Origin of the sequence: Paenibacillus sp. JSM ZJ436 (assembly GCF_044383795.1) — a bacterium.
Lineage (GTDB): Bacteria > Bacillota > Bacilli > Paenibacillales > Paenibacillaceae > Paenibacillus_AQ > Paenibacillus_AQ algicola.
The window spans coordinates 49,400-75,363 of the sequence record NZ_JBISEO010000001.1 but is presented as its reverse complement, the minus strand read 5'-3'; the positions used below and the strand labels follow the sequence as shown (position 1 = coordinate 75,363).

The following is a 25,964-nucleotide window of genomic DNA, read 5'->3' as shown; positions in this document are numbered from 1 at the left end:
CCGATGTTTCATGGCCTCAAGCTTGATCCAGCTCTCGCTGCAGGGTGCTTTTCCAGGTCCGAAGTCCGCCTTCCACTCTCCACACCCGAATCCACAGCGCAAGCCCCGCCTTCACCAGGGCATATACCTTTACGCGCAGATCGACATCCAGAGCACTTGACAACTGCGGCGGCCCGTTAAAATCCGGAATAATAAACAGCTCCGGCTTGCCATGCAGCTTCACATGATACGACAGCCAGCCAAGGATCATATGCTTGATTCCCCACAGAGCTCCTGAAGCGGTGGCCGTTTGGGCTGCATCATCGAGGGCAAGGCTTGTAGACCAGAACACGGAAGACACGTTAAAGATCCGAACCGACCTCAGCATCCATGTCTTGAACCCGTCCGTAGCCTGAAGCAGCTTCTTCATATCCTGAAAGGCCAGGCGGGAGCGTGCATCGGGATCGGATTTACCCGACGGATCGATCCATTTCCCGAAGAAGCGTGAAGGCGGCTGCTGCTCCTCCACCACTTCCTCCTTAAAGGAATGCAGAGGCAGCTCCAGCGTCTTCTTGAACAAGCCGTATAAGGAATGAATATGAATGACCATGGAGTACTGACGGGCTGCCAGCTTGATCCGAATCCCCAGCTTTACGGTCGAACCCAGCACAAGGCAGGCACACACCAGCAGCAATCCTCCTACAATTAAGCCACCAACAACCCATGCATTCATATCATGCCCTCCAGCACCAGATTCTTACTGCCTGTCTTTTCTCTGGGTTAGTATGGCAATTACGAAAGAAATCATACGGCATCGCAAAAAGCCCGGGAAGCCCGGGCTCTAGGTAGTCCACATTATGAATTGACGTCATCCAAAGTAAGCTGCTGCTCATCCAGCTTGTCAAACAGCATTTGGGTTTCCTCTTCCAGGCTGTCGCCATCGCCCTCAAACTGTGAAGGCTCCGGCAAATCCTGAATGCTGCCCAGGCCAAAATAATCAAGAAAAGCCTTGGTCGTTCCATACAGGATCGGTCGGCCGATGGCCTCTGCGCGCCCCACTTCAACGATTAGACCCTTGTTGGACAAGGTCTGGATGGCTCGCTCTGCCTTAACCCCGCGGATCTCTTCGATCTCCACTCGGGTAATGGGCTGCCGGTAGGCCACAATTGCCAGCGTCTCGAGTGCGGCCTGCGATAACGAGGATCTGGAAGGCGAATATGCCAGCCGCTCGAAATACTCGGCATGCTCTGCCCGCGTCGCCAGCTTGTAGCTGCCTGCAATCCGTACAATTTGAAGGCCTCGCCCTCCCGCTTCGCAATCCGCCTTCAGCTCCTCCAGCGCATCGGTAATCCGTTTTGCCGACTGCTCGGTAATTTCGGCCAGCTGCTTCACGGACAGCCCTTCTTCTCCCGAGAGAAACAAAAGGCCTTCAATAAGTGATTTCAGCTTCGGTAAATCCATCAAACTTGACTTCCCCTCTCCACTCCATCACGATGTCATCAAACAGCTTCTCCTGAAAAGCGAAAATCTGCTTCATCTTCATTAGTTCCAGTATCGCCAGAAACGTAACCACAATCTCATGGCGCACCATGTCCTCATGGAGCAGCCTGGAGAACAGAACCCGGCCTCCCGGCCCTTGAGATGCAAGAACGTTTACTACTTCCCGAATCCGGTCCTTGACCGAGATTTCATCCCGCTGGATGCGGGCATAGGAGGTGCGCTTCACCGCCTTGCTCAAGGCTCGCTGAAAGGCAGCAATCAGATCCGAGGCATGCAGCCCCTGGACGGGATTCTCCTCGGCGATCGGCATATACGGCGACAGATCCTCCGGCTCTTTGGAATAAATCAGACTGCGCTCCCATTCCTTCTCGTGCAGATGCTGGGCAATGCCCTTATACTTTCGATATTCAATCAGCCGCTGCACCAGCTCTGCACGGGGATCAAAATCATCCTCCATGTCCATATCAAAGTCATCCATTTCGATGACCGGCGGCTTGGGCAGCAGCATTTTGCTCTTGATCGACAGCAGTGTGGCAGCCATCACCAGAAATTCACTCGTAATTTCCAGCTCCAGCTCCTTCATGCTCTGCAGATACGTCATGTACTGTTCCGTGATTTCACTGACGGGGATATTCTGGATATCGATTTCCGCTTGATCAATCAAATGCAGCAGCAGATCCAGCGGTCCTTCGAAGGTCTCCAGCTTGTACAATACGGTCACAATCCATCCTCCCGCCACAAAAAAATAAAATGCAGTGCCCTGTAAAAGAGCACTACATTAAATAAGCACTATTTTAGCTGTTTCGTCAAGTTCGCCATTTCAATTGCGGCCATTGCAGAATCCCAGCCCTTGTTCCCGGCCTTCGTGCCTGCCCGCTCAATGGCCTGCTCGATGTTCTCTGTCGTTACAACACCGAAAATGGTCGGTACGCCGGTCTTCAGGTTGATCGCGGAAACTCCCTTGGCTACCTCGTTGCACACGTAATCATAGTGTGTAGTAGAGCCGCGAATGACCGTCCCAAGCGTAATGATGGCATCGTATTTGCCGCTTTCCGCCATTTTTTGGGCGATCAGAGGAATTTCAAAGGCTCCCGGTACCCAAGCCACATCTGTTTCTTCTTCCTTAACACCGTGGCGCTTCAGTGCATCCAGCGCACCGCCCAGCAGCTTGCTCGTAATAAATTCGTTAAAGCGCCCTACCACGATGCCGTAGCGCAGTCCCTCGGAGACGAGATTTCCTTCAAATACATTTGCCATGAATATCAACCTTTCTTTATATGAAGTAAAAGAGTAAACATCAGCTGGTGCTTTCACAATTGCGGTTACTGTCGCGGATCAGCGGTTCTGGTCCTCATTCTGCTCAATATCATCAAAGGTCAGCATATGACCCAGCTTCATCTGCTTCGTATGAAGATAACTGGTGTTATCCTCATTCTCCGGCATTTGAATCGGGACCCGCTCCACGACCTCCAGCCCATAGCCCTCCAGGCCTTTAATCTTGCGGGGATTGTTGGTCAGCAGTCGGATCTGGCGAATCCCTAAATCCTTCAGGATCTGTGCGCCAATGCCGTAATCGCGCAAATCAGCGGGAAAGCCCAGCTTGAGATTAGCATCGACGGTGTCCAGCCCTTCCTCCTGCAGCTTGTAGGCTTTCAGCTTATTAATCAAGCCGATGCCCCGGCCCTCCTGCCGCATATACAGCAGCACGCCATTGCCCGCTTCATGGATCTGCCGGAGTGCAGCTTCAAACTGCGGGCCGCAGTCACAGCGGTGGGAGTGAAACACATCCCCTGTGAGACATTCGGAGTGCACCCGGACCAGAACCGGCTTCTCTCCGTCAATCTCGCCCTTCACGAGAGCTACATGCTCTTTATGATCCACGTCATTACTGTAAGCTACGGCCTGAAACACACCATAATCTGTCGGCATGCGTACCGAAACCTCTCGATTCACTAGCTTCTCGGTTGCATTGCGATACTGGATCATATCCTTGATGCTGATCAGCTTTAGGTCAAATTTACGGGCGATTTCGACCAGATCAGGCAGCCTCGCCATACTTCCATCTTCCTTGATAATCTCACAAATAACGCCTGCCGGGTAGGACCCGCACATCCGGGCCAAGTCGACAGCGGCCTCAGTATGCCCCGCGCGGCGCAGCACGCCGCCCTGCTTCGCAATCAGTGGAAACATATGCCCCGGCCGGCGAAAATGGAAAGGTCCGGCTGTGGGATCCATAATTCCTTGTACCGTCATAGAGCGCTCCATGGCTGAAATCCCGGTCGTGGTCTGAACATGATCGATGGAAACCGTGAAGGCAGTACCGTGAAAATCTGTATTCTGCGCCACCATCGGTTTAAGGTCCAGCTCCTGTGCCCGCTCCGCCGTCATGGGCATACAGACCAAGCCCCGACCTTCGCGAATCATGAAATTGATGACCTCAGGTGTCGCTTTTTCTGCCAGCGCTACAAAATCCCCTTCATTCTCCCGGTCTTCATCATCGACGACGATGACGACCTTGCCATTCATCAAATCCTCCATCGCTTCGGCAATGGAGTGGAACTGAAACGGCTCTTGCATGTCAACCCTCCTCCTTCTTGTGTGCTTTCTTATCTCATGCGAATCCGTGTTCCGCCAAATAATCCATGCTGACAGAGCTAGATTTACTTTTGTGATGACCTGATGTACGTGATCCGTAATGAAGCAGGTGATCTACGTATTTGCCCAGAATGTCATTCTCAATATTGACGGAATCTCCGGCCTTCTTCAAAGCCAGCACCGTCTCCTCAAGCGTATGGGGAATAATGGATACCGTAAAGCTGCTCTCAGTCGTATCCACCACCGTAAGACTGATTCCGTCCAGGGTTACGGAGCCCTGTGGAATAATATATCTGAACATATCCCGATCCTGAGGAACGATTTCATACATTACCGCATTCTGATCCAGCTTCACCCGGGAGATTACACCCGTGCCGTCCACATGACCCTGAACAATATGTCCGCCGAAACGGCTTCCCGCAGCCATTGCCCGCTCCAGGTTCACTTTACTGCCGGCCTGCAGTACTCGCAGATTCGTATGGCGGTAAGTCTGCGGCATAACATCCACTGTAAATAACCCATTCTCTATGGAGGTCGCTGTCAGACAGACGCCATTTACGGCAACACTGTCGCCGAGCTTCAGATCATCCATAATCCGGGAAGCCGATATAGCAAGCACCATAGCCTCACCGTTCCGGCCAATGCGCCGCATTTCTCCAATCTCCTCAATAAGGCCTGTAAACATGGATCAACCCTCCTTATCGCTGTTCTTTTCCTGTCCGTCAAGGAGTTCCCTTCTCCACACCGGCTTGCCGGAAATCATAATATTATCCTCCAGCTGCTCCATGCTTAGATCCTCCAGGACGACCGCCTCGCTCATCTGCTCGACGCCTCCAAACATGAAGCTGGAGGGTGCTCCCAGGCCTCCCGCAATTTTAGGGGCAATAAACAGAATGATCCGGTCTACCAGCTCCTCCTCCAGCATCGAGCCGTTCAGCGTGCCCCCGCCCTCCAGCAGAATAGAGGCTATTTCTCGCTGTCCTAGCTGCTTCATTGCTGATGTCATATCGACACGCGGTCCCGCTCCGCAGTAAATGATCTCGGCCCCCAGCTCTTGCAGGGCCTTGGCTTTGTCCTCATCACTCTGCTCGGTTGTCAGAATCAGCACTTGTGAGATTCCATCCTGGAGCAGCTTGCTGTCCATCGGAATTCGCAGCTTCGAGTCCACCACAATCCGAATAGGATGAATGCCCGGCACGGGCAGACGGGTGGTCAGCTGCGGATTGTCGGCAATCACGGTGGATACGCCCACCATAATTCCTTGATGCCGGTGCCTTAGCGTATGCACTCTGGTCCGGGATGCAGCATTTGAGATCCATTTGCTGTCGCCGGTCTTGGAAGCGATCTTGCCGTCCAGGGTGCTCGCTGTCTTTAAGGTCACATAAGGCATACCGGTTGTAATATATTTGATAAAAGCCTCATTCAAGCTCACGGCGCGCGCCTCCAGGACGCCCGTCTCCACCTGAATCCCTGCTGCCTGAAGCATCTGGATTCCTCGTCCTGCGACCTGAGGATTCGGATCCTGCATCGCTATCACCACGCGGGAAACACCTTCGGCAATCAGACGTTCACTGCAAGGCGGCGTCTTGCCATAATGGCTGCACGGCTCCAGTGTAACGTAGACCGTACTGCCTGCAGCAAGCCCCCCTGCCATATTGAGCGCATGCACCTCGGCATGAGGCGTTCCTCGCTCCAGATGAGTACCTACACCAGCCAGCCGGCCTTGATTCACGACAACACAGCCCACGACAGGGTTGATTCCGGTCTGTCCCTGCGCTTTGTCTGCCAAATCCAGGGCAAGAGCCATATAGTATTCATCGTTCATCACTTGCATTGCCCATTCACCCACTTTGAAATGATCTAGCTTGTTACAAAATGATACTTTAAGAACAGAAAAAGCCCTGAGTCTGGGGTTTATCCAGCTCAGGGCATGTTTATTGGGAGTACACCAAAAATCATTCCGGTGACAAACAGCTCAAAGCAACGCAAAGAAAAGCAGAGAAAGGCAATCATGCCCTCCGGCAAGTCTTGTATCGTTATCTTTGTGAAATTTGACACACAGGAAAGCAATGATTTCTCAGTGAGGCACAGCACAAATAAAGTGCTATGCGCTCTTCTCCTTCTCCCATCCAGACTATACTGTCGGTCCCGGATTTGCACCAGGTCCACCGGCTCTACGAAGTAGAGACGGGTCACGGACTGAGTTCGAAGAGACATCTGCACAGCGTGCACTCTCCGTCCATCACCGCCGGTAGGGAATTTCACCCTGCCCCGAAGGATATGATATTCAGCTATACTTTACTACCTATGAAGTCATGTTACCATATTTAAAATTAATAAAGCAACAATGAGGCGAAAAGCGCTTAGCAAGGATCAGCCCAAAAAAAACCCTCTCAGACACATACTGCCTGAGAGGGCTGCTTCCTTGCTATATTATTTCTACGCTTCCCAAACCTTGACTTCCTTCATCTTGTCGCCAGGCTTCACATTGTTAACATGCTCCATACCGCTGGTTACTTTACCAAAAACAGTGTGCACGCCGTCCAGGTGAGGCTGCGGGGAATAGACGATGAAGAACTGGCTGCCGCCGGTGTTGCGTCCCGCGTGTGCCATGGACAGTACACCCGTCTCATGCTTCGTAGTGTTGGTAGCTGTTTCACAGTTAATGGTGTAGCCAGGACCGCCCGTACCGTTGCCTACAGGGCAGCCGCCTTGAGCCACAAAGCCCGGAATTACACGGTGAAAGCTCAGTCCGTTATAAAAGCCGCTGTTCGCCAGCTTCTCAAAGTTTGCTACTGTGTTTGGCGCTTCCTCCGGCAGAAAATCAATTTCCACCATGCCGCCGTTTTCGAGTTCGATGGTTCCTTTTTTCATTCCAATCACGTCCCTTTACGGTATGATAGCCGCTCATCAAGCGGCCTCAGCACTGCTCTCAAAGACTCACGTTGTCCATTGTATCGTATAATTCTCCCAAAGGAAAGGAGGCCCGGCTTGGCCTGCGCCTTAGGGGCCTCCTTTATCCCAGAAATGCATTGGTTATACTAATTACTTCAGGACACTTTCCTTGCTGATGCGCTCAGGCACCACGTCCAGGTGAACGATGTCCTCCAGGCTTTCGCGGCGGACCACAAGATCACTTTGGCCGTCCTTCACGAATACGACCGCCGGCTTACGGATCCGGTTGTAGTTACTGGCCATGGAATAGTTATAAGCACCTGTGCAGGCTACAGCCAGCAGATCACCGGACTCCACCTTCGGCAGATCCAGATCCCAGATTAGCATATCTCCACTCTCACAGCACTTACCGGCGATGGATACCGTCTCTTCCACCTTATCGTTCGCGCGGTTCGCGAGAATGGCTTCATAACGGGATTCGTACAGAGCCGGACGCGGGTTGTCTGTCATGCCGCCGTCTACGGCTACATATTTCCGAACCCCTGGAATGTCCTTGCTCGTGCCAACCGTGTACAGTGTTGTACCTGCGTCGCCTACGATACTGCGGCCTGGCTCGACCCAGATTTCAGGCAGCTCTTCGGCGATACCTGCAAAGTGATTCTTCACCGCATCGGTAATGGCCTTCACATATTGGGACACCTGCAACGGAGTATCGCCTTCCACGTAGCGGATACCGAAGCCGCCGCCCAGGTTGACGACAGTAAAGGTTACGCCCAGCTGTTCCTTTACCGAAGCCGCAAATTCAGCCACACGCTGAACTGCCATCTGGAAGCCTTCGACCTCAAAAATCTGGGAGCCGATATGGGAATGCAGCCCCAGCAGCTCCAGATTGTCTTGCTGCGAAGCCAGCTTCACAGCCGTGAAGGCAGAGCCGTTACCAATATCAAAGCCGAACTTGGAGTCTGTCTGGCCGGTCGAGATATATTCATGTGTGTGAGCCTCAACGCCTGGGGTTACGCGCAGCAAAATTTTAACCTGAACCTGCTTCTCAGCGGCAATCGCCTGAAGCATGTGCAGCTCCACTTCATTGTCGACAACAAAGCAGCCGATCTTGGCGTCCAGCGCCATCTCGATCTCTTCGATCGTCTTGTTGTTGCCATGGAAGTGAATACGCTCTGCCGGGAAGCCCGCCTGCAGCGCTGTGTACAGCTCGCCGTCGGATACAACATCCAGGGACATGCCTTCCTCTTCTGCCAGACGGCACATCGCCATAACGCAGAACGCCTTGCTGGCATATGCCACCTGGAATTTCAAGCCAGACGCCTTAAAAGCTTCGATATATTCTCTTGCCCGGTCTCTGACCGCTTGCTCATCCACAATATAAAGAGGGGTGCCATACTGGGCTTTAAGCTCTGAAGTGTCACAGCCCCCGATTTCAAGATGTCCATTCTCATTGATTGTGCTAGTACCGTGTAGAAACATGCCTGCAATTCCTCCGATCAATATTTTAAAAATGGGTAATCGAGTAATTCTACACAGTATAGCAGACAAGACCCTCAAAAAGAAATGGATTATTACACAGAACGTTTGTATTGATTAAGTTTGATTGCCCGGCTTCATCTCAGGACCCATCTTGCTGTTGTCCCTCGTTTTGTTGATGGACGGGCGTTTTCTGGAATACAGCAGTGGCTTGCGGAGCAATACCTCGCCCATAGCCTTTGCACTAAAAGGAATAAACGGCCACAGGTAGGAGGAGTTATACGAGCGATGTGTAGTCAACAGCACAATGAGCAGCGTCGTCCCCGCGACAAAGCCCTTTACACCGAACAACGCCACCGCAATCAGCAGCACCAAACGGACAGCACGGTTGGCAAGCCCCAGCTCATAACTCGGTGTCGCAAACATTCCGATCGCGGCCACAGCCATATACAGAATAACCTCATTGACGAAGAATCCGGTTTTGACCGCAATGTCTCCAATCAGGATGGCAGCAATCAGGCCCATGGCTGAGGCCAGCGGCGTCGGTGTATGCACCGCGGCCAGCCGCAGCAGATCCACACCAAACTCAATGATCAGAAACTGCATAATGATCGGCAGCTTTGCATTCTCCTGCGGACCGAGAATCTCGAGAAAAGGCGGCTTGAGCTCGGGATGGACGACCAGCAGCATCCAGAGCGGGAGCAGAAACATGGAGGCCAGTATTCCGCCAAAGCGAATCCAGCGCAAATACGTTCCCATAAACGGCGTCTGCCGGTTCTCTTCCGCATGTTGACATAAATCAAAGAACGTGGTCGGCATGATCATCACGCTGGGCGATGTATCCACCATAACCACGACCCGTCCCTCCAGCAAATGAGAGGCAACTACATCGGGTCTTTCCGAGTACCTGACGAGCGGATAGGGATGCCAGCCGCGGTTGACGATGGCCTCCTCCAGCTGCTTGTCCGCCAGCGGAAGTCCTTCCAGGTCCAGCTTGTTAATCTTGTCGCGGATGGCTTCCACCTGAACCTGATCGACGATATCATCCACAAAAACAATGGCAACATCCGTCTGTGTCCGCCGTCCGACCTTCATAATCTCACAGTTCAGTCCCGGGTCACGCACCCGCCTGCGGATCAGGTTGATGTTCGTGAGCAGGGTTTCGGTGAAGCCGTCGCGCGCTCCGCGGACGACACGCTCCACCTCCGGCTCTGCCGGACTACGCGACGGATAGCTGCGGGTATCCAGGATAATCGCCCGGTTCTCGCCTTCTATAAAGATGGCACTTTGGCCTACCAAAGCCTCGTTGATCGCCTCGCTCAGCTTCAGCGTGTCAGCTACCTGAACGAACGGAATATACTGGTTCTTGATCGCTTGGACCGGGTGAGACTTTAAATCCCCGGTGTCCAGCAGGGTCAGCCGGTTCAGGATCAATGTCGTCACGTCACTGTTAATCAGGCCATTGACGAACAGGATCGCGGTGCTTCGGCCTCCGATGACCATTTCCCGCAGCACGATGTCAAAAGAGCGGTTCAGACCGACAATATCCTCCAGAGCGCTCTTTAAATCCTTCAGCCTGACGGGGATTTCATCCTTTCCCAGCCAGTATTCTACCGATTCCTCTGTATTGGCCGAGGTTTCGGCATCTCTTTTTTCCAGATGGGCCTTCTCCTTCATTTCTTTCATGACGCTTGGCGGAACCGGGGGAACCTCTTCTCTGCCGAATCCGGTCGATTTGTCTTCCATTTCTTCCATAGTCATTCTCCTCCTTGATGGGGATGGGCTAAGGCCTGTAAATAAACCAGTCAAACAGTGAGCCTGCGACCTTTCCGGCTACCATCGCCATGAGCAGGCCGAATAAATACCCTGTCATCTTCAGCCTTTTGGCGAGAATCGGCAGGACATTCAGCACCTCCGTCAGCGCCGCAGCCAGCAGTCCGATAAAGATGCCGCACCATAATCCGATCAAAGTGCTGGTAACCCGTCCCAGCGGAATACTCCAATGCCAGAAATCCGCCAGTGTTCCGATCAGCGAGCCGCCGATCAGTGCACCCTCGTACCAGTGAACCCGGTGATAGGTGCGCGTTAACTGAGCCAGTCTCGGAATAATATCCAGCACGATGATCAGGGCGATCACTCCGCCGCCCACGGCGACGCCGCCGGCAACGCCAAGCAGAATAGACAGTGCATCATGAAGCTTGAGCATTACCGCCGTCTCCCTGACGAAGGCCCAATATGCGTTGTGCGGCTGCGATATTCCTCGGCTACGACAAACTGGTCGAGATTTTCTTGATACAGAAACATTTCCACTTCCAGCGGGGTCGGCTCTTCATTCCATTTTTTCTTGAACAGATGGTTAAAAAAAACGGTCATCCCGAAGCCGATCCCGAGCGAATATGCCGTCTGAAACAGATACGGATGCTCATCCCGCTCCCCGGTGACCATCTCCACAATCCGGACCTGCACCTCCAGCATGTTCACATCCGCGTGGAAGTTCATAATCGTCAGCGCGGAGCCGAAGAACAGCAGCAGCCAGACGAGTGGAAACCAGATCCAGGACGGCTTGGCCTCTCTTCCCGTCAGCTCAATCAGCGTATGATTATGTCCCATCGGCTCGATGCGGGCACCAGGGATCAGCATCAGAATCTTCGGGATGATCTGAATAAGATCCAGTAGCAGGCGATTGCCTTCCTTCTCCTTGGGCACAGCGATCACCAGATTACGAAGCGGCTCCTCCCATTCGCGGTCACAGATGAGAAAAGCAACCTGACCCAGCATAATAGGCTGGCTGCGCGGAAGTGAAATTCGGCTGCGAAGCTGAACAAATATGGTCGGAGCGGGATTCCTGTTCATCCAAAAACACTCCTTCACTGCTAAATTGCTTTTAGTATGGGAAATTCAAGTCGGTTCTACTCTTTGAAGCTTTTCCAGTTCAAGCCAGGCTTGTATCGCAAAAAGGACCGCCACTGCCAGACCCTGCATCTGGAGTGACGGCCCTTTCGCTACTGGGCAATCTGATTTTTGATGTTTTGAAGAATTTTTTTCTCCAGCCTGGAAACCTGCACCTGGGAAATTCCCAGCCGCGAGGCTACCTCCGACTGAGTCTGGTCGCGGTAATACCGCAAGTAGACAATCAGCCGCTCCCGTTCGGAGAGTCCTTCAATGGCCTCATTGAGAGCCAGCTTGTCAAACCACCGTTCCTGAGATTCGTCGGCGATCTGATCCATTAAGGTAATGGGATCTCCGTCGTTCTCAAACACGGTTTCATGAATCGAGGTGGGAGGCTTGTTCGCCTCTTGTGCAAACACAACCTCCTCCGGGGTGACGCCCAGCTCCTCAGCGACCTCCTTCACGGTCGGGAGACGGTCAAGATGCTTGGAGAGCTCGTCCCTCTTCTTGCGCACCTTGTTCGCCATTTCCTTCAGCGAGCGGCTGACCTTCAGCGTCCCGTCATCACGGAGAAAGCGCTGAATCTCGCCGATAATCATCGGTACAGCATAGGTTGAGAATTTCACGTCATAGCTGAGATCAAATTTGTCCACAGATTTCAGCAGTCCGATACAGCCGATCTGAAACAAATCCTCCGGCTCATATCCGCGGTTCATAAAGCGCTGCACCACCGACCAGACCAGACGAATGTTACAATTCACCAGTGTATCCCGGGCCACATTATCTCCGCTTTGGCTAAGTGCGATCAAACGTTTAACCTCAGCGTCGTCCAAATAAGTCTGCGAAGCTTTCTTCACATCGGCATCCATGTGTCCAACCCCTAATTATACAAAGCTTTCTTGGATTCAATCCTTTTTTTCATTTTGATCGCGGTGCCGGATCCCGGCTCACTGACAACATCGAATTCATCCATGAAATTTTCCATGATCGTAAAGCCCATGCCTGATCTTTCCAGCTCCGGCTTGGAGGTATACAGCGGCTGCTTCGCCATCTCCAGATCCTCGATTCCCTGACCCCGGTCCTCAATAATCAATGTGATGACGTCCCCGTCAATGGACGCTTGAATCCGCACTTTACCCTGAGGATCACTGTCATAGCCATGAATAATGCAGTTGGTCACGGCCTCGGACACGACGGTCTTCAGGTCACTCAGCTCATCCATGGTTGGATCCAGCTGAGAGATAAAGGCGGCCACGGCGACCCGGGCAAAGCCTTCATTCTCTGATTTTGCCGCGAATTCAAGCGTCATGAAATTATGCTGTGCTTGTGCTTCACTCATGACACAACCTCCAAACCCGAAAGTGCAGTAACCTCGTCTTCATAGATCGGCATAATCTTAAACAGGCCCGACATTTCCAGCAGGCGGTACACCGCCGGCTTCACATCGCATACCGCCATTTTTCCGCCCTTTTGCTTTATAATCTTGTAACGACCCAGGATTACACCGAGTCCCGAGCTGTCCATAAACTCCAATTCTTTAAAGCTCAGCACCAGATGCTCCGTCTGCCGCCGTGAAATCGCCTCATCCAGCTGCATTCGGACCAGATCTGCCGTGTGGTGATCCAGCTCCCCTGACAGTCTGACGATCAGCACGTGGCGCTGATGCTCCATATTTACGTTTAAATTCATGCTTGCTCACTCTCCTCCCTGACTTGAACAAGGATTTCTACGAAGTGATTTCACTTTCCTGCTCCCCGACAAAACTAGAAGAAAACCCCTATGAATCTACATGAAACAGCTGCTGGGTCGTGCGCTTGAACAGCTTCCAGAACCCGGCTCTCTGAATCGCTGAGGATGAGGTCAGCTCAAATTCCTTGATCAGCGCCTCTCCCTGATACACCTTCAGCGTCCCGAGCACTTGGCCTTCTGAGACCGGAGCAGCAATGCTTTCAGGCAGAACAATTTCGTGACGCAGCTCCTCGGTTTTACCGCCTTTTTTTACAAGAACGCGGTAATCCTGCTTCGCCTGCAGCTGAATTTGAGGCTCCGAGCCTTTGGATATCTTAACGGTACCCAGCATCTCGCCCTTCTTGAACACGGCATGCATTTGATACTGGGCGAACGCGTAATCGAACATTTTAGATATTTCAGCATTTCTGATCTTCGTATCCGGTGCTCCCAGCACGACCGCCACTGCACGAAGGCCGTCCCGCTGCGCTGTAGCAGACAAGCAGAACTTGGCTTCTGATGTATACCCAGTTTTCAGTCCGTCTGCGCCGGCATAGAAGCGTACCAGCTTGTTCGTATTGACGAGCCAAAAGGGCTTCTCGGAGTCCTTGCGCAAATAATCCTGATAGGCTCCTGTATATTTCGTAATACCCTCATATTGCAGCAGCTCACGGCTCATGAGTGCAATGTCGTGGGCGGAGCTATAATGATTCTCGGCAGGCAGTCCATTACAGTTGACAAAATGAGTATCCTTCATCCCGAGCTCTGCTGCCTTTTCATTCATCATGCGAACAAATTCTTCCTCCGACCCGGCAATCTTCTCCGCCATAGCCACTGAGGCATCATTTCCGGAAGCCATCGCAATGCCCTTCAGCATCTCTTCCACCGTCATCTCTTCACCCGGCTCCAGAAAAATCTGCGATCCTCCCATGGATGCGGCATACTCACTCGTGCGAACGAGATCGGTCCACTTGAGCCGCCCTTCATGAATGGCCTCCATGGTCAGCAGCATGGTCATAATCTTGGTAATGCTGGCCGGTGGCAGCTTATCATGGCTGTTCTTTTCATAAATGATTGTGCCTGTATCGGCATCCAGCAACACCGCGGAGCGTGCATTCGGAGCCAGCTCACTGCCCGCGTTCTGTCCGGCTGTCTTTTCTTCAGCATAACCGGGAGCAGCATGGAGCAGCATGCATACCGCTAACAGACCGGCTATTAATGTTTTTTTCACGAGGTCCCCTCCTGACATAGGTTACAGCTAGCCGCAGATGCGGTTATGAATCCATTGTCGTCAGGTTGTCGTTAGATTATTCCAATTCCCAAGATGCATTCCATAATATTTACCTTTCCTGACATGAAAAAAAGGCCGGGAACCGTGCACCAAGCACGGTCTCCGACCTCTGTTCGAACAAGCTGCTGTCACGCTTACATTCCAGGAATAATGGCCGTCACAAGGTCCAGGAAGGTCTCCCGGACCATTTCCGCGGTCTCCATGACCTCGTCATGAGATAACGGCTGGTCCAGAATGCCTGCTGCCATATTGCTGATGCAGGAAATACCCAGCACCTCCAGACCGGCATGGCGGGCGACTATAACCTCTGAAACGGTAGACATTCCTACTGCATCTGCCCCCAGGGTACGCAGCATCCTAATTTCTGCCGGCGTCTCGTAGGTAGGGCCAAGCAGCCCCGCATACACGCCCTGCTGCAGCGAAATGCCGCGCTGCTCCGCCGTGTTCAAAGCGAGGCGGCGAAGGCGGCGGCTGTAGGCCTCCGACATATCCGGAAAGCGCACGCCGAGTGCCTGATCATTGGGACCGGTCAACGGATTGACTCCGGTCATGTTCAGATGATCCGTAATCAGCATCAGATTGCCTGGCTCAAAATCCGTATTTACACCGCCGGCTGCATTCGTAACGAGCAGGCTCTGCACGCCGAGCTGCTTCATGACTCTTACCGGAAAGGCCGTCAGCTCCGGGCCGTAGCCCTCATACATATGAAAGCGGCCCTTCATCATGACGACCGGACGCTCCTGGATGAATCCCAGCAGCAGCTCGCCGTCATGGCCTTCCACTGTCGATACCGGGAAATGAGGAATTTCGTGATAAGGAATTGACACGGTATCTGTCAGCAAATCCGCCAGCACGCCGAGGCCGGAGCCCAGGATCAGTCCCACCTCCGGCTTCACGCCCCCTTTGCCTGCAATATAAGCTGCTGCTTCTTGAATCTTTTGACCTTGTGTTGCTGTCATTTCATGCACCTCTCCCTAAAGTTTAGCGTGTTTATTTCAGTTGTTCCAAAAAGCTTTGACCGTGCTCCGGCATCTTGGCTTTGAAGTTATCGGCGATCGTGGCGCCGACATCGGAGAACGTACTTCTCAATCCAAGATCTCCCGTTTGCGTGAGCCCCGGGCTGTATGCGAGCAAAGGCACAAACTCCCGGGTATGGTCCGTCCCGGCATGAACCGGATCGTTCCCGTGGTCTGCGGTCAGAATGAGCAGATCGTCGTTCTTCAGCTGATTTAAGAGATCCGGCAGAGCATCATCAAACTCCTTCAGCGCCTGTCCATAGCCTGCTGGATCGCGGCGATGACCGTACAGCGAATCGAAATCCACAAGATTCGTAAACAGCAGACCGTGGAAATCCTTGCTCAGCTGGCTGATCGTTTCCTCGACACCGTGCTGATTGCTCTTGGTTGGATAGGATTGCGTAACCCCTTCATTCGTAAAAATATCGCTGATCTTGCCAACCGCAATTACATCCAGCTCCTGCCTTGCCAACGCATTCATTACGGTAGGCTCCGGCGGCTTGACCGCATAATCATGCCGGTTTGGCGTTCGTTTGAATTGTCCGGGCTGGCCTGTATAAGGCCTTGCAATGACTCGTCCCACTGAGAATTCCGGCTGCAATGTCAGCGTCCGGGCTATTTCACACGCCCGGTACAGCTCTTCCAGCGGGATAACCTCCTCGTGAGCTGCAATCTGAAATACACTATCCGCCGATGTGTAGACGATCCAGGAGCCTGTCCTCATCTGCTCTTCGCCGTATTCTTCAATAATTTCAGTGCCGGAGGCCGGCTTGTTGCCCAGCACCTTGCGCCCGGTCGCCTGCTCGAATTGAGCAATCAAGGCTGATGGAAAGCCGTTCTCGTAGGTGTTAAACGGAGTCTCCACCTTGAGGCCCATCAGCTCCCAGTGCCCGGTCATCGTGTCTTTGCCCACCGAAGCCTCCTGCATTTTGCCAAAATAAGCCTTGGGCTGAGTCGCAGCACTTACCTGCGGCAGACCTTCAATGTTACCCAGTCCCAGCTTCTGCAAATTCGGCAGCTGTAATTGGGGGTTATGCTCTAATATGTGGCGCAGGGTATGCGCTCCTTCATCTCCGAACTTATTCGCATCCGGCGCTTCTCCAATCCCTACACTGTCAAGAACAATCAGGCAGATTCTGCGAAACGGTGTGGTATGGGATAGTGTCATATTCAATCACTCCTTGGCCTTGTAGTCTGAATCGTTCGTTACACCAATTGGGGGTCGTCTATTGCAAGATCATCACTGCGGCTTCCCGGCCCGGGGATGAAAATGGTCGTAGACCTCCTTCATGCTGCTTCTGCGGGACGTCAGGTAGATTTGGGTCGTCGATAAATCAGAATGACCCAGCATCTCCTGCACGGAGCGTAAATCTGCTCCATTGTCCAGCAAATGAACCGCGAAGGAATGCCTAAGAGTATGAGGCGTGATGTCTCCCTGAATTCCCGCCTCCTGGCTGTACTTCTTCAGGATTTTCCAGAATCCCTGGCGGCTTAGCCGCTGTCCCCGGCTGTTCAGAAACAGTGCCGGTTCACGATCCTCTTGCTTCAGCAGCTTGAGGCGGTGCTCATCTACATACTGCTTCACACACTGGGCTGCTAGTGGGCTCACCGGCAAAATCCGCTCTTTACCGGAGCTGCCTTTGCAGCGGATAAATCTCAGCTCGGTGTGAACATCCTCCACATCCAGATTGATAAGCTCCGACACGCGAATGCCTGCAGCATAGAGCAGCTCCAGCATCGCCTTATCCCGGGCTCCAGACGCAGTTGCTGCAGCAGGGGCTGACAACAGGCTGTCTACCTGCTCGATGGTCAATGTGCTTGGCGTTTTACGCTCGGCTTTGGGCGATTCCAAATGCACAGAGGGATCCTGCTGCAGCATCTGATTTCTAACCAGATATTGAAAAAAAGATTTCAGCGATACGATGCTCCGCATAACTGTGGATACCGCTCTCCCCTGCTGCTTCAGATGCCCGATATACAGACTGAGCTGCGTCCGGTTTACATCCACCAGATGCTCCGTGCCCCGCTCGGCGGCATATTCCATAAATCCTGTAATATCATTGCGATAGGAAGCCAGCGTGCTGGGACTCAAGCCTTTCTCGTCCGCCATGTACGTTATATAGCTTTCCAGGTGCTCTTTCATTGCATATTCTGCTCCTTCACTCCGCCTTCATATACCACTCGCTTTACTCTCCATACCAATAATACAGCTTGAGCCGATCACCAGGCGAGAAGGAATGGCTCGGCAGATCATTCGGGTTAAAGGCCTTGATTGCATGTCCGACAGGCACCCGGTACGGATCAGGCGGAATCATCCAGCTGCCAGCCCAGTCCAGCAGGACATAAAACATCAGGGTGAGCATCGCAAACGCCATGGTAAAACGAAGAAACGCCCCTATTTTTCGAATTGAAATAATCATTCACAGACCCCCTACACGCAGATGGTATCCCTACCAGATTATGAAGCATCTGTCCCGGGTATGACCGAACGTCTTGGAAGAGCCTGGTCTGGCTTGGCAGAGGGCCTATCATTCACTAAACGCAAATGACAGCCGTGAACCCGTGCTTCTATCACCCTCACGCCGCAGCAGTCTCAAAGGCTCAAAAAAAGCCCTCCCGGAAATGATCTTTCCGCAAGAGGGCTGTTCTGTCGCGTGAGTTTCTAATCCATTCCTTTATAGCCGGTTAGGCCTGTTCACCATGATCCGGGCTGTCCTTCTCCTTGCATCGGTAACAGATGCCGTGGAAATCAAGCCGGTGATCATGAACGGTAAAATTAAATTCCTTCTCCAGCCGTTCCTCCAAAGGTCCCAGCCAGTCCTCACGGATCTCGTCCATGCTTCCGCATTGAGTACATATTAGATGATGGTGATGATGCTTCGATGTATCTGTACGCAGATCGTACCGGGCAACGCCGTCACCGAAGTTAATCTTCTCGACCACATGCAGCTCACTCAAGAGCTCCAGGGTCCGGTACACGGTCGCCAGGCCGATTTCAGGAGCTTTCTCTTTGACGAGCATAAACACATCTTCTGCGCTGAGATGATCGTCCTCATTCTCCAACAATACGCTGACGGTGGCTTCCCTTTGGGGCGTTAATTTATAGCCTTGGGATTGTAACTGCTGTTTGATTTTGTCGATCCGTGCTTCCATCGTTCCCCTCCCCCTTGGAAATCACTGCACGCAATTGTCACTTCCTTCATTATAGGGGGACTTTACAAACAAAGTCAAACGGTTTTCACAGTCAAACAGGGCCTCATGACGGCAGCAGTAAAGGCGCGACCCACCTCATCATCTGGGGAGAGATCCAGGTCTCCAGCGACGCCGCTACCAGCATGAGCAGGGCCATCAGAGCCATAACACCTGCATAAGCGACAAAGGGCTTCTTCAGGCTTCCTCCCTTCTGGGAAAGCAGGCGGCTTCGTATAATATACAAGGAGAATCCCATAGCGGCCACGCTGCTGATTAACAGCACCGGAATGAGAAGCAGATTGTGCGGAACGACAGAAACGAGCGCAAAGAGCAGCCCTTTCCAGGCGTATTGTCCGACCATGTATCCTACGGTGAAGCCGATCAGTACCCCTTTTAAAAAATCAAGCACTAGAATGCCCGGCAGCCCGATTACCGACAGACCAAGCAGGAAGATCAGTCCGATCCACTTTATATGCAGGACAGCAATGCTGCGGAAGTCTGGAGGGGCATCGCTGCCGCTATCGCCCAGACTCACAAACAAATGCTGAAGATATCCCGCGAGATCCTGCTGCTGCTCCAGGGACAGCGCATTGACCATCAGCGCCCCGAACAGCACGCCAACGAGAAACAGGACGGCCACGAACACGTAGAGCGGCAGCTGGTCCTTCAGGCTTTGACGCAACCATGTCATCGGGATTATACGCTCCTTTCAGAAGGTCTCTCCCTACACTCTATGACATAGCTTGGCCTCCTATGACGGCGGGGCGTAAACCTCCCGCCGAATTGCATAAATGTGCCTTGAAGGCGAATACGTGATTGTAATGCTCGGACTATTCTTTTGGATATACTGAGCACTTCCCGGTGCCTTAGTATTGATCACTTGATCATACTGATTCAGATTAACATCCAAAATTTTCATGATCCAGAGGAAAGCTACATCTTTCTCAGAGTCCGGTGCAATAAGGGCGGCCATATGCTGTTTTATTTCCGGCGTTGATCGGAAAAGCTTAATCTCAATAATTTGATCCTTACTGAGGTCATAGTGCACAGTGGCCAATTCACCAAAATGAATTTCTAAATCAAATACTTCAACATCATAATAATTCACCTGACGGACGTTGGTTACCAATAGCTCCTGAGCAATCCCCATACTTTTCAATACTGCGCTTACCTTTCGATTCACTTCATCTGGTACAGATGTTACTGGCTTCGATACAGAAAGCGCTTGGATATTTCCTTGCTCAAATTTGGCGTGGAACGACTTACCTTCAACAGTCACCGTAACGAGCTGATCCTTGACGTGCCTTTGTACTGAATAATTACGAGGTAAAGAGATCCCCTGCTTCGCCAATTCGGTCTGTAATTTGTATTCTTCATCTCGTCCCAATGAGCTATGGGCCATCCACGCTTTCGATTCTACCTGATACGCTCCAGTTTTATTATGAATCCAGATCCAGGCATGATCCTCTCCAGTCCCTCGATATGAAAATAGTGTTTGCTCACTATGAGCTTCGCTCTTTTCTAGCATCATCTCTTTTCCAACAATGTTCTCCATGACCCACGATGCACGTGCTCGCAGGTCCGATGCTTTTAGAACTGAACTACTCGTTTCCGTATTCATGAATTGTCCGGGATTCAGAGTCCCTATGATCGTTAGAATTAAAGCAGTGATTCCAAGTCCTAAAGTTATGTTCAGAAATAGAACCCCGCCCCGTCTCCGCTTTGTAACAGGTATTGATTCACGACTTTCAATCGTTTGCAGCACTTTAGCGTAATTTGAATTTGTAAAGCCATGCCGAAGAAACGGTCCGTTCTGAGCCTGCTTATACCAATCTGGTCTTGTATGCTTCACTGATCTTCCTCCTTCAGCTTGGACTGTACTTTTTCACGAGCACGATACAGTCTGGATTTCACAGTACCCTCAGCAAGACCGGTCAGCCTGCTCATTTCTTTGATGGACATCTCAAACTTTAAGTCCAAGACTAGAATTTCTCTGAATTTATCAGGAAGCTTCATGATATGATCCCATATTTCATGGACATGGTCTTGTGCCATAAATTGTTTCTCCGCGGATTCTGCTGACGCACACAACAGGTCCGGACTTACTGCATCCCGGTAACCTAAAAATGCAGTGATCGTTTTAAACCGAAAGTACTTCGATCTGCTATAACTATAGGCAGTGTTTCTGGTAATGGACAACAGCCAGCTCTTCAGTGAACTGCGACCCTTAAAGGTTCCTATGCTCTTATAACATTTGACAAACACATCCTGAGATATTGTATCTGCCATTTCTGTATCTTTTGTTAAGAAATACGCGTAATTCCACACATCCCCTCCGTGACAATTCATAATCTCTTCAATCGACCACACCTCAACCGCCGCATCTTTATCCATACATGGAATATTCATGTCCAAACCAATCACCTCTGACAATAAGACTGCATAAGGCGAGAAAGGGTTCCCTTTTATTGCAAAAAAACCTTTCTTCTGTTCTCGGTTTCCAGATTTCACGGAAAACCGAGGTTCCAAAAGAAAGGTTTTAAATAAAGCCTAGCTAGGCTTTGTAATTCTCCCGTAAACACCGCCGCCGCCGGAGGATAGCTGCAGCGTACCGCTGCGAGCCATCAGAATATGACGAGCAATGGCTGCTCCCGCAGTCCTGGTAAGCTCCTCTTCAGTAGCCTGATGAAGGATCGCCATTTCGCTTCCGAAGGCGGCCAGGAGCCGTTTCAGCGTGACTTTTCCCAAGCCCGGAAGGAATTCCAGCGGTACCTGAACAAGATATGGCGGGCGGTGCACAGGAACGACAGGCTTCCTCCGGTCCGCAATGGAAAGAATTCGATCCAGCACGCCTTGAACGGGGTTCAGGCTTCCGCACAGCGGGCAGCGATGTGGTGTGGAATGATTGAAATGCTCCTCCAGGACACTGCCGCAGCTACGGCAAAAGGTCCGATGATACTTACCCAGCCGGGGGTCCAGTCCGTAATTCCGGACAACCCGTCGTCCTTTTTTGCGCTGGATGGCCATGACAAATTCGTCATACGACGGATGATCCAATAACAGGACATTGTACTCACGGCCGATTTTAGAGAGGGAATGGGCATCCGAATTAGTCAGAAACGTAAACTCATCCAGCTCAGACAGCAAACCTGCCATAGAGGTATCCGCACTCAAGCCCAGCTCGACCGCAAAAATGAGTGAAGGGTCCAGCACACGCTCCATCCGGTCTGACATACTGCCGTAGAGGCCTTTATACGGCGTGAAGATATGTGCCGGAATGAGCAGCCCTCCGCGCTCCGCAACCTCCCGCTGCAGGAGCCGCGGCTCAACATACAAGCGCTGAGAGCTAAGCTGAACATTTTTCATAGAACGAGACATCCATAATGTAAAGCTCTTCATGTCCGCAAGCGTCCGCAAGTAAACAAGCACATGGCAGGCTCCCAGCTCCGGAATCGCAATTTCAAGCTCACAGCCTAACAGAATGACCGTGTTCTCATAGGCAATCCCTCCGCCTGCAAGCTCCTGCATCACACCGTCGCGCAAGCAAGCCTCAATATCTGCCTGTACAGAAGGAGAATGGCAGTCAATGATCCCGATCATATGGATGCCCTTGCGCTCCGCAGCCTCTTTGGCTATGGCTTCAAAGGTTAGGTTTTTGCTGCCGCTGATCTTGACAGACTGCCCGTTGCCCGCTCTGCCAATGTGAATATGGAAGTCACCATAATAGGGCTGCAGGTGATCCAGATTCTTTGTGGACACTTAAAGGCTCCCGGTCAGCTTGTATATTTTCCAGGCGTAGACAGCCATGATCGTTTTGGCATCGCTAATCCGCTCCTCCTGAATCAGGCGCTCCGCCTCCTCCAGCGTAACCTCCGTCATCTCCAGGAATTCATCCTCGTCGGGCTGCATCGCTCCGGCCTGAAGCTCCTCAGCCAGATATAAATGAATGATCTCGTTGGCAAAACCGGGCGAGGTATAAAAGGATTGCAGCTTCCGGATCGTCCCGCATGAGTAGCCCGTTTCTTCTTGAAGCTCTCTTTTCGCGGCTTCCAGCGGATCCTCTCCCGGCTCCAGCTTGCCAGCAGGAATTTCGACCTCTGTCCGGCCAAGGGGCTGCCTGTACTGCTCCACGACTAGCATTTTGTCCTGATGAAGCGCAAGGACGGCAACAGCTCCCGGGTGCCGCACAACCTCTCTCGTAGCCATACTTCCATCCGGCAGCATCACAGTATCAACCTGTAGAGAAATGATCTTGCCATTAAAAATAGAATCGCTGGAAATGGTGCTTTCATCTAACGCTTCATTCGCGGGGTGACGGGAATCCGCAGATGGGCTCATGTAAAATAACCTCCTTGGTATAAAAACGTCATGTCTGACCATGCTTTTGCATAGGGTGTATTATATCAAACTTTCGATGAAAGAAGGAAACAGGCATGAAGAGCTATCGCGGCACAAATTCGATTCACTGGGTGGGACAGGCCTGGCAGATTAAAATCATGCTGAAGCAATGGCAGCAAACCTGGGGTCCAGACGCCCGAATCCAAGATTTGATCCACGACAAAATGGTGTATAAACGCGAAAAATAACCTCTAGTCTTAGGACTATATACTTAAATTTCGACTTTTTTCTATTTTTTTCGTACTTTAACCATGACTTTTTCCCTTTACGAGTGTTCTATACATGGGAGGTTGCCTATGAGAGAACTTATGGATTGGAATTACGAACATGAACCAGCACCGTCACAGCCTTTTGCACTCGGTCAGTGGTACGAGAGACGCGGAAGGCTTCATAAAGCGCTGTCCTGCTTTAAGGCAGCCGCCCTGGATTTACCGGTTCAAGGACAGCACCCGGCCGGCCAGGCCACTCCATCGGAGCTGTGGATGCACTACGGAAGAATTCAAGCCAAGTTAAATCGTGCTGCCGAAGCCGATCAAGCCTTCAGACAAGCCTTGCTGCTGGGAGGCGGCGATATTCTGCCGGCGTTACAGGAGTGGGCCGCGCTGCTTCATAAGAATAAATGGTCAGATTCAGAAATTTACGAGCGCTTTAGGTCTGAGGATGTCCTTCAGCTTGTCCCGCCGCAAGCCGCAGGGGAAGCCTTAATGTATATCGGCGCTTATGCCGAAGCTGCCCGCTGCTATGACTCGGTGCCTGCTCTGACAGGCGGAGACAGAATCAGGCATATTCAGTGCCTGATTCTGTGCCGGCGTCTGGAGGATGCCGTGTCATTGATTCTGCAATGGCTTCAAGGTCAGGATGCAAGCCCAAGCCTGCTCACATCCGAGGAGTCCAGCTTCGCCAATCATGCCTTGCTGCTCTGCCAGTGGAGATTACACGGGATTGTTCCGGAACCGGCTGGAGACAGCGCCCCTAGCTTTCGCCAGCAAATGGCTAACACGGCTATAGCGCTAGGCATGCTTGCTGAAGCCGAGCAGCTATTACAACGTGAAGGAAGAAGCGGAGAGCTGCTGCTGATTCAACATCTTTATGAGGAAGGGTACTTCAAGAGTGCACTGGAGCGTCTGCAGCATATCCATCTTAGCAGCTCCGAGCTGACTCATTGTGAGGCTGCAAGAATCCAGATGATTCGCGCCGAGCTGCTTTACGATCAGCATCTATATGCAGAAGGCGCAAGTGCGTTTAAGCTGCTCCGCTTGCAGAGCCCTCACCTCATGCTTGCCAAATACGGTGAAGCAGCATGCTGCCTTCAGGCTTCACTAAGCTCGTTATCCGCCCGGATTGAGAAGCTGTGTGCGTCACCCGCGGCTCAAGAACAGGTGGTTCGTTATATGGAATGCATCCACAGTGCGCTGCATGTGCTCGAAAGCAGCGGCTGGCATACCTCCTGGACACCGGGCCAGCTTAGAAGAGAAACAGCCCCCCGCCAGGCGGCATGCTTAAACTAGTGAAGGATGCTCCAAACAATAACAAAGGGGAGCATATCAAAGTAGATTCTTGTTTAACGAGGCAGCTCACTTGAGTGAGATCTGAAGCAAAAAATAAAGACATGGTGGAGTCAGGCTGGTGATCCCAGCACCGCCTGGTCTTTATTTAGGGTCTGTTGCCGCCTTCTTCAACAGGTTATGAGCAAGCGAAAGCCATCACACCAAGAAATTTGGGGGCAACAGCAAGGGGAGGAACGTTTCGTACGCGGAGCATCTCGCAACAACAAACGAGGCCATCCCGCAAGACCCTAGATCTTGTGGGACAGCCCCTTTTCTTTTCGTGCTTCTTAATGCGCCTTAATGCTGAGTCTCTTGAAAAAGAGAAAGAACAATTGTGGCTGCCTTTACAAGATTATCCGCATGGATACGCTCTTTCGTGGTATGGATGTTCTCATAGCCTACCGCCAGATTCACCGTCGGAATGCCAAGTCCGTTAAATACATTGGCATCACTCCCGCCTCCCGAAGTAAACAGGCTAAGCTTCAGGCCGGCCGCCTCAATGGCTCGCTTCGCAAGCTGAACAACCTCGTCATGCTCGTTGTAGCTGTATGCCGGGTAAATAATTTCGCTGCGAAACTCACTTTTGGCTCCATACTCGCGTGCCGTCGTTTCCAGCGCTTCCCGCATATTCGAGATTTGCTGCTCTACCTTCTCCTGGACGATACTGCGTGCCTCTGCATCAATCTGTACATAGTCACACACGATGTTTGTTGGTCCACCGCCTTGAAACTTGCCAATGTTGGCTGTCGTCTCTTTATCGATCCGGCCCAGCTTCATCGCAGCAATCGACTTTGCGGCGACCTGAATGGCGCTGATGCCGTCCTCGGGGTTGACTCCGGCATGTGCTGACCTGCCATGAATGACCATCTGGATGCGCGCCTGGGTAGGCGCCGATACGGCAACAGAGCCAACCTCTCCGTTCGAGTCAAGGGCGAAGCCAAAATCAGCGTCAAGCAGATCCGGCTTCAGTGCCCGAGAGCCGACAAGTCCAGACTCTTCTCCGGCTGTTATGACGAACTGAATCTGACCATGAGGCAGGTTGTTCTCCTGAACCACCCGGATGCTTTCCAGCAATGCGGCAAGCCCTGCTTTATCATCCGCACCCAGGATCGTAGTTCCGTCACTGCGGATATATCCGTCTTCCCCAAGCTCCGGCTTTACCCCTTTCCCCGGTGTTACGGTGTCCATATGACAGGTGAATAAGAGCTTGGGAGCATGCTCAGCCTGCTCCGCCTCCCAGGTTACAATGAGGTTGCCTGAGCCATGACCTGTTCGCTCTTTGGAATCATCCTCCTGCACTTGAAGGCCCAGCGCGCCGAATTTCTTTTTCAGTACTTCACTGATCTGTTCCTCGTGCCTGGTTTCACTATCAATGGAGACAAGCTCCATAAATTCATTCAGGATTCGTTCCCGGTTTACCACTGGACTTCCCTCGCTTTCTCTGATAAGTTACAA

Annotated in this window: 29 protein-coding genes and 1 riboswitch; of the genes, 2 read left to right on the top strand and 27 right to left on the bottom strand. The window is 52.0% G+C overall.

What is annotated here, in order from left to right; genetic code table 11:
- Positions 1–16 precede the first annotated feature (16 nt).
- The 26 genes from ACH6EH_RS00415 to ACH6EH_RS00290 form a co-directional block, all read right to left on the bottom strand.
- Positions 17–712, bottom strand: coding sequence for a DUF2953 domain-containing protein (locus ACH6EH_RS00415; RefSeq protein WP_397330673.1), 696 nt, complete (start codon positions 710–712; stop codon positions 17–19).
- 122 nt (positions 713–834) lie between these two features.
- Positions 835–1,440 (bottom strand): SMC-Scp complex subunit ScpB, encoded by a 606-nt coding sequence (scpB, locus tag ACH6EH_RS00410; protein WP_138227701.1) that lies wholly within the window; start codon positions 1,438–1,440, stop codon positions 835–837.
- Positions 1,409–2,200, bottom strand: a complete 792-nt coding sequence (locus tag ACH6EH_RS00405; RefSeq protein WP_138225531.1) for a segregation and condensation protein A — start codon at positions 2,198–2,200, stop codon at positions 1,409–1,411. Before ACH6EH_RS00405 ends, scpB begins: the two co-directional genes overlap by 32 nt.
- 68 nt (positions 2,201–2,268) lie before the next feature.
- Entirely contained in the window at positions 2,269–2,736 is a 468-nt protein-coding gene (gene ribH, locus ACH6EH_RS00400; RefSeq protein ID WP_138225530.1) for a 6,7-dimethyl-8-ribityllumazine synthase, read from the bottom strand.
- A 78-nt stretch (positions 2,737–2,814) separates the two neighbouring features.
- On the bottom strand, positions 2,815–4,056 hold the full coding sequence (locus tag ACH6EH_RS00395) for a bifunctional 3,4-dihydroxy-2-butanone-4-phosphate synthase/GTP cyclohydrolase II (protein ID WP_138225529.1): 1,242 nt from the start codon (positions 4,054–4,056) through the stop codon (positions 2,815–2,817).
- Positions 4,057–4,090: 34 nt separating this feature from the next.
- Positions 4,091–4,759, bottom strand: a complete 669-nt coding sequence (gene ribE, locus ACH6EH_RS00390; protein WP_397330672.1) for a riboflavin synthase — start codon at positions 4,757–4,759, stop codon at positions 4,091–4,093.
- 3 nt (positions 4,760–4,762) lie between these two features.
- On the bottom strand, positions 4,763–5,908 hold the full coding sequence (gene ribD / locus ACH6EH_RS00385; protein WP_397330671.1) for a bifunctional diaminohydroxyphosphoribosylaminopyrimidine deaminase/5-amino-6-(5-phosphoribosylamino)uracil reductase RibD: 1,146 nt from the start codon (positions 5,906–5,908) through the stop codon (positions 4,763–4,765).
- A 279-nt stretch (positions 5,909–6,187) separates the two neighbouring features.
- Positions 6,188–6,357, bottom strand: a riboswitch (FMN riboswitch).
- Between the two features lie 156 nt (positions 6,358–6,513).
- Positions 6,514–6,948: a peptidylprolyl isomerase gene (locus ACH6EH_RS00380; protein WP_138225526.1), complete on the bottom strand. Its 435-nt coding sequence runs from the start codon at positions 6,946–6,948 to the stop codon at positions 6,514–6,516.
- Between the two features lie 171 nt (positions 6,949–7,119).
- Complete coding sequence (lysA, locus tag ACH6EH_RS00375) at positions 7,120–8,451, bottom strand: diaminopimelate decarboxylase (protein WP_208204042.1); 1,332 nt, start codon at positions 8,449–8,451, stop codon at positions 7,120–7,122.
- 114 nt (positions 8,452–8,565) lie between these two features.
- Positions 8,566–10,194 carry a spore germination protein gene (locus tag ACH6EH_RS00370; protein WP_397330931.1) on the bottom strand — a complete coding sequence of 543 codons (1,629 nt, stop codon included), beginning with the start codon at positions 10,192–10,194 and terminating at the stop codon, positions 8,566–8,568.
- A 37-nt stretch (positions 10,195–10,231) separates the two neighbouring features.
- Positions 10,232–10,654 (bottom strand): stage V sporulation protein AB, encoded by a 423-nt coding sequence (locus tag ACH6EH_RS00365; RefSeq protein WP_397330670.1) that lies wholly within the window; start codon positions 10,652–10,654, stop codon positions 10,232–10,234.
- Positions 10,654–11,301 carry a stage V sporulation protein AA gene (locus ACH6EH_RS00360; protein WP_138225523.1) on the bottom strand — a complete coding sequence of 216 codons (648 nt, stop codon included), beginning with the start codon at positions 11,299–11,301 and terminating at the stop codon, positions 10,654–10,656. The genes ACH6EH_RS00365 and ACH6EH_RS00360 overlap by 1 nt, the downstream gene beginning before the upstream one ends.
- Before the next feature lie 149 nt (positions 11,302–11,450).
- Positions 11,451–12,206 (bottom strand): RNA polymerase sporulation sigma factor SigF, encoded by a 756-nt coding sequence (gene sigF, locus ACH6EH_RS00355; protein ID WP_138225522.1) that lies wholly within the window; start codon positions 12,204–12,206, stop codon positions 11,451–11,453.
- An 11-nt stretch (positions 12,207–12,217) separates the two neighbouring features.
- The gene (gene spoIIAB, locus ACH6EH_RS00350) at positions 12,218–12,676 is read right to left on the bottom strand and encodes an anti-sigma F factor (protein WP_397330669.1); all 459 of its coding nucleotides are present in this window, start codon (positions 12,674–12,676) and stop codon (positions 12,218–12,220) included.
- Positions 12,673–13,026: an anti-sigma F factor antagonist gene (gene spoIIAA, locus ACH6EH_RS00345; RefSeq protein WP_397330668.1), complete on the bottom strand. Its 354-nt coding sequence runs from the start codon at positions 13,024–13,026 to the stop codon at positions 12,673–12,675. The genes spoIIAB and spoIIAA overlap by 4 nt, the downstream gene beginning before the upstream one ends.
- 88 nt (positions 13,027–13,114) lie before the next feature.
- On the bottom strand, positions 13,115–14,296 hold the full coding sequence (locus tag ACH6EH_RS00340) for a D-alanyl-D-alanine carboxypeptidase family protein (protein WP_397330667.1): 1,182 nt from the start codon (positions 14,294–14,296) through the stop codon (positions 13,115–13,117).
- Between the two features lie 194 nt (positions 14,297–14,490).
- Positions 14,491–15,315: a purine-nucleoside phosphorylase gene (locus ACH6EH_RS00335; protein ID WP_397330666.1), complete on the bottom strand. Its 825-nt coding sequence runs from the start codon at positions 15,313–15,315 to the stop codon at positions 14,491–14,493.
- Positions 15,316–15,346: 31 nt separating this feature from the next.
- Positions 15,347–16,540 carry a phosphopentomutase gene (gene deoB, locus ACH6EH_RS00330; protein WP_397330665.1) on the bottom strand — a complete coding sequence of 398 codons (1,194 nt, stop codon included), beginning with the start codon at positions 16,538–16,540 and terminating at the stop codon, positions 15,347–15,349.
- A 72-nt stretch (positions 16,541–16,612) separates the two neighbouring features.
- Positions 16,613–17,515 carry a site-specific tyrosine recombinase XerD gene (xerD, locus tag ACH6EH_RS00325; RefSeq protein ID WP_397330664.1) on the bottom strand — a complete coding sequence of 301 codons (903 nt, stop codon included), beginning with the start codon at positions 17,513–17,515 and terminating at the stop codon, positions 16,613–16,615.
- 43 nt (positions 17,516–17,558) lie between these two features.
- The gene (locus tag ACH6EH_RS00320; RefSeq protein WP_138225515.1) at positions 17,559–17,792 is read right to left on the bottom strand and encodes a DUF4227 family protein; all 234 of its coding nucleotides are present in this window, start codon (positions 17,790–17,792) and stop codon (positions 17,559–17,561) included.
- Between the two features lie 265 nt (positions 17,793–18,057).
- Complete coding sequence (gene fur / locus ACH6EH_RS00315) at positions 18,058–18,525, bottom strand: ferric iron uptake transcriptional regulator (protein WP_138225514.1); 468 nt, start codon at positions 18,523–18,525, stop codon at positions 18,058–18,060.
- A gap of 103 nt (positions 18,526–18,628) precedes the next feature.
- Positions 18,629–19,255, bottom strand: coding sequence for a stage II sporulation protein M (gene spoIIM / locus ACH6EH_RS00310; protein WP_397330663.1), 627 nt, complete (start codon positions 19,253–19,255; stop codon positions 18,629–18,631).
- A 60-nt stretch (positions 19,256–19,315) separates the two neighbouring features.
- A complete protein-coding gene (locus ACH6EH_RS00305; protein ID WP_397330662.1) occupies positions 19,316–20,416 on the bottom strand; it encodes a hypothetical protein in 1,101 nt (366 codons plus the stop codon).
- On the bottom strand, positions 20,413–20,958 hold the full coding sequence (locus ACH6EH_RS00300) for an RNA polymerase sigma factor (protein ID WP_397330661.1): 546 nt from the start codon (positions 20,956–20,958) through the stop codon (positions 20,413–20,415). The genes ACH6EH_RS00305 and ACH6EH_RS00300 overlap by 4 nt, the downstream gene beginning before the upstream one ends.
- 156 nt (positions 20,959–21,114) lie before the next feature.
- Positions 21,115–22,323 carry an endonuclease Q family protein gene (locus ACH6EH_RS00295; RefSeq protein WP_397330660.1) on the bottom strand — a complete coding sequence of 403 codons (1,209 nt, stop codon included), beginning with the start codon at positions 22,321–22,323 and terminating at the stop codon, positions 21,115–21,117.
- Positions 22,324–22,902, bottom strand: a complete 579-nt coding sequence (locus tag ACH6EH_RS00290; protein ID WP_397330659.1) for an NUDIX domain-containing protein — start codon at positions 22,900–22,902, stop codon at positions 22,324–22,326.
- A 95-nt stretch (positions 22,903–22,997) separates the two neighbouring features.
- Here ACH6EH_RS00290 and mciZ point away from each other — a divergent pair, with 95 nt between their 5' ends.
- Together mciZ and ACH6EH_RS00280 are read left to right on the top strand one after the other, a co-directional pair.
- Positions 22,998–23,150, top strand: coding sequence for a Z-ring formation inhibitor MciZ (gene mciZ, locus ACH6EH_RS00285; protein WP_138225511.1), 153 nt, complete (start codon positions 22,998–23,000; stop codon positions 23,148–23,150).
- Positions 23,151–23,258: 108 nt separating this feature from the next.
- On the top strand, positions 23,259–24,470 hold the full coding sequence (locus tag ACH6EH_RS00280) for a tetratricopeptide repeat protein (protein WP_397330658.1): 1,212 nt from the start codon (positions 23,259–23,261) through the stop codon (positions 24,468–24,470).
- Between the two features lie 336 nt (positions 24,471–24,806).
- Here the strand turns inward: ACH6EH_RS00280 and ACH6EH_RS00275 are convergent, their stop codons facing one another.
- Complete coding sequence (locus ACH6EH_RS00275; protein ID WP_397330657.1) at positions 24,807–25,931, bottom strand: tripeptidase T; 1,125 nt, start codon at positions 25,929–25,931, stop codon at positions 24,807–24,809.
- Positions 25,932–25,964: the final 33 nt, after the last annotated feature.

What these genes read in the sequence shown, in the direction of transcription:
- ACH6EH_RS00415 (WP_397330673.1), bottom strand. Translation starts at nt 712, where the DNA reads ATGAATGCATGGGTTGTTGGTGGCTTAATTGTAGGAGGATTGCTGCTG.
- scpB (WP_138227701.1), bottom strand. Translation starts at nt 1,440, where the DNA reads ATGGATTTACCGAAGCTGAAATCACTTATTGAAGGCCTTTTGTTTCTC.
- ribH (WP_138225530.1), bottom strand. Translation starts at nt 2,736, where the DNA reads ATGGCAAATGTATTTGAAGGAAATCTCGTCTCCGAGGGACTGCGCTAC.
- ACH6EH_RS00395 (WP_138225529.1), bottom strand. Translation starts at nt 4,056, where the DNA reads ATGCAAGAGCCGTTTCAGTTCCACTCCATTGCCGAAGCGATGGAGGAT.
- ribE (WP_397330672.1), bottom strand. Translation starts at nt 4,759, where the DNA reads ATGTTTACAGGCCTTATTGAGGAGATTGGAGAAATGCGGCGCATTGGC.
- ribD (WP_397330671.1), bottom strand. Translation starts at nt 5,908, where the DNA reads ATGCAAGTGATGAACGATGAATACTATATGGCTCTTGCCCTGGATTTG.
- ACH6EH_RS00380 (WP_138225526.1), bottom strand. Translation starts at nt 6,948, where the DNA reads ATGAAAAAAGGAACCATCGAACTCGAAAACGGCGGCATGGTGGAAATT.
- lysA (WP_208204042.1), bottom strand. Translation starts at nt 8,451, where the DNA reads ATGTTTCTACACGGTACTAGCACAATCAATGAGAATGGACATCTTGAA.
- ACH6EH_RS00370 (WP_397330931.1), bottom strand. Translation starts at nt 10,194, where the DNA reads ATGGAAGACAAATCGACCGGATTCGGCAGAGAAGAGGTTCCCCCGGTT.
- ACH6EH_RS00365 (WP_397330670.1), bottom strand. Translation starts at nt 10,654, where the DNA reads ATGCTCAAGCTTCATGATGCACTGTCTATTCTGCTTGGCGTTGCCGGC.
- ACH6EH_RS00360 (WP_138225523.1), bottom strand. Translation starts at nt 11,301, where the DNA reads ATGAACAGGAATCCCGCTCCGACCATATTTGTTCAGCTTCGCAGCCGA.
- sigF (WP_138225522.1), bottom strand. Translation starts at nt 12,206, where the DNA reads ATGGATGCCGATGTGAAGAAAGCTTCGCAGACTTATTTGGACGACGCT.
- spoIIAB (WP_397330669.1), bottom strand. Translation starts at nt 12,676, where the DNA reads ATGAGTGAAGCACAAGCACAGCATAATTTCATGACGCTTGAATTCGCG.
- spoIIAA (WP_397330668.1), bottom strand. Translation starts at nt 13,026, where the DNA reads ATGAATTTAAACGTAAATATGGAGCATCAGCGCCACGTGCTGATCGTC.
- ACH6EH_RS00335 (WP_397330666.1), bottom strand. Translation starts at nt 15,315, where the DNA reads ATGACAGCAACACAAGGTCAAAAGATTCAAGAAGCAGCAGCTTATATT.
- deoB (WP_397330665.1), bottom strand. Translation starts at nt 16,540, where the DNA reads ATGACACTATCCCATACCACACCGTTTCGCAGAATCTGCCTGATTGTT.
- xerD (WP_397330664.1), bottom strand. Translation starts at nt 17,515, where the DNA reads ATGAAAGAGCACCTGGAAAGCTATATAACGTACATGGCGGACGAGAAA.
- ACH6EH_RS00320 (WP_138225515.1), bottom strand. Translation starts at nt 17,792, where the DNA reads ATGATTATTTCAATTCGAAAAATAGGGGCGTTTCTTCGTTTTACCATG.
- fur (WP_138225514.1), bottom strand. Translation starts at nt 18,525, where the DNA reads ATGGAAGCACGGATCGACAAAATCAAACAGCAGTTACAATCCCAAGGC.
- spoIIM (WP_397330663.1), bottom strand. Translation starts at nt 19,255, where the DNA reads ATGACATGGTTGCGTCAAAGCCTGAAGGACCAGCTGCCGCTCTACGTG.
- ACH6EH_RS00300 (WP_397330661.1), bottom strand. Translation starts at nt 20,958, where the DNA reads ATGGATAAAGATGCGGCGGTTGAGGTGTGGTCGATTGAAGAGATTATG.
- ACH6EH_RS00290 (WP_397330659.1), bottom strand. Translation starts at nt 22,902, where the DNA reads ATGAGCCCATCTGCGGATTCCCGTCACCCCGCGAATGAAGCGTTAGAT.
- mciZ (WP_138225511.1), top strand. Translation starts at nt 22,998, where the DNA reads ATGAAGAGCTATCGCGGCACAAATTCGATTCACTGGGTGGGACAGGCC.
- ACH6EH_RS00280 (WP_397330658.1), top strand. Translation starts at nt 23,259, where the DNA reads ATGAGAGAACTTATGGATTGGAATTACGAACATGAACCAGCACCGTCA.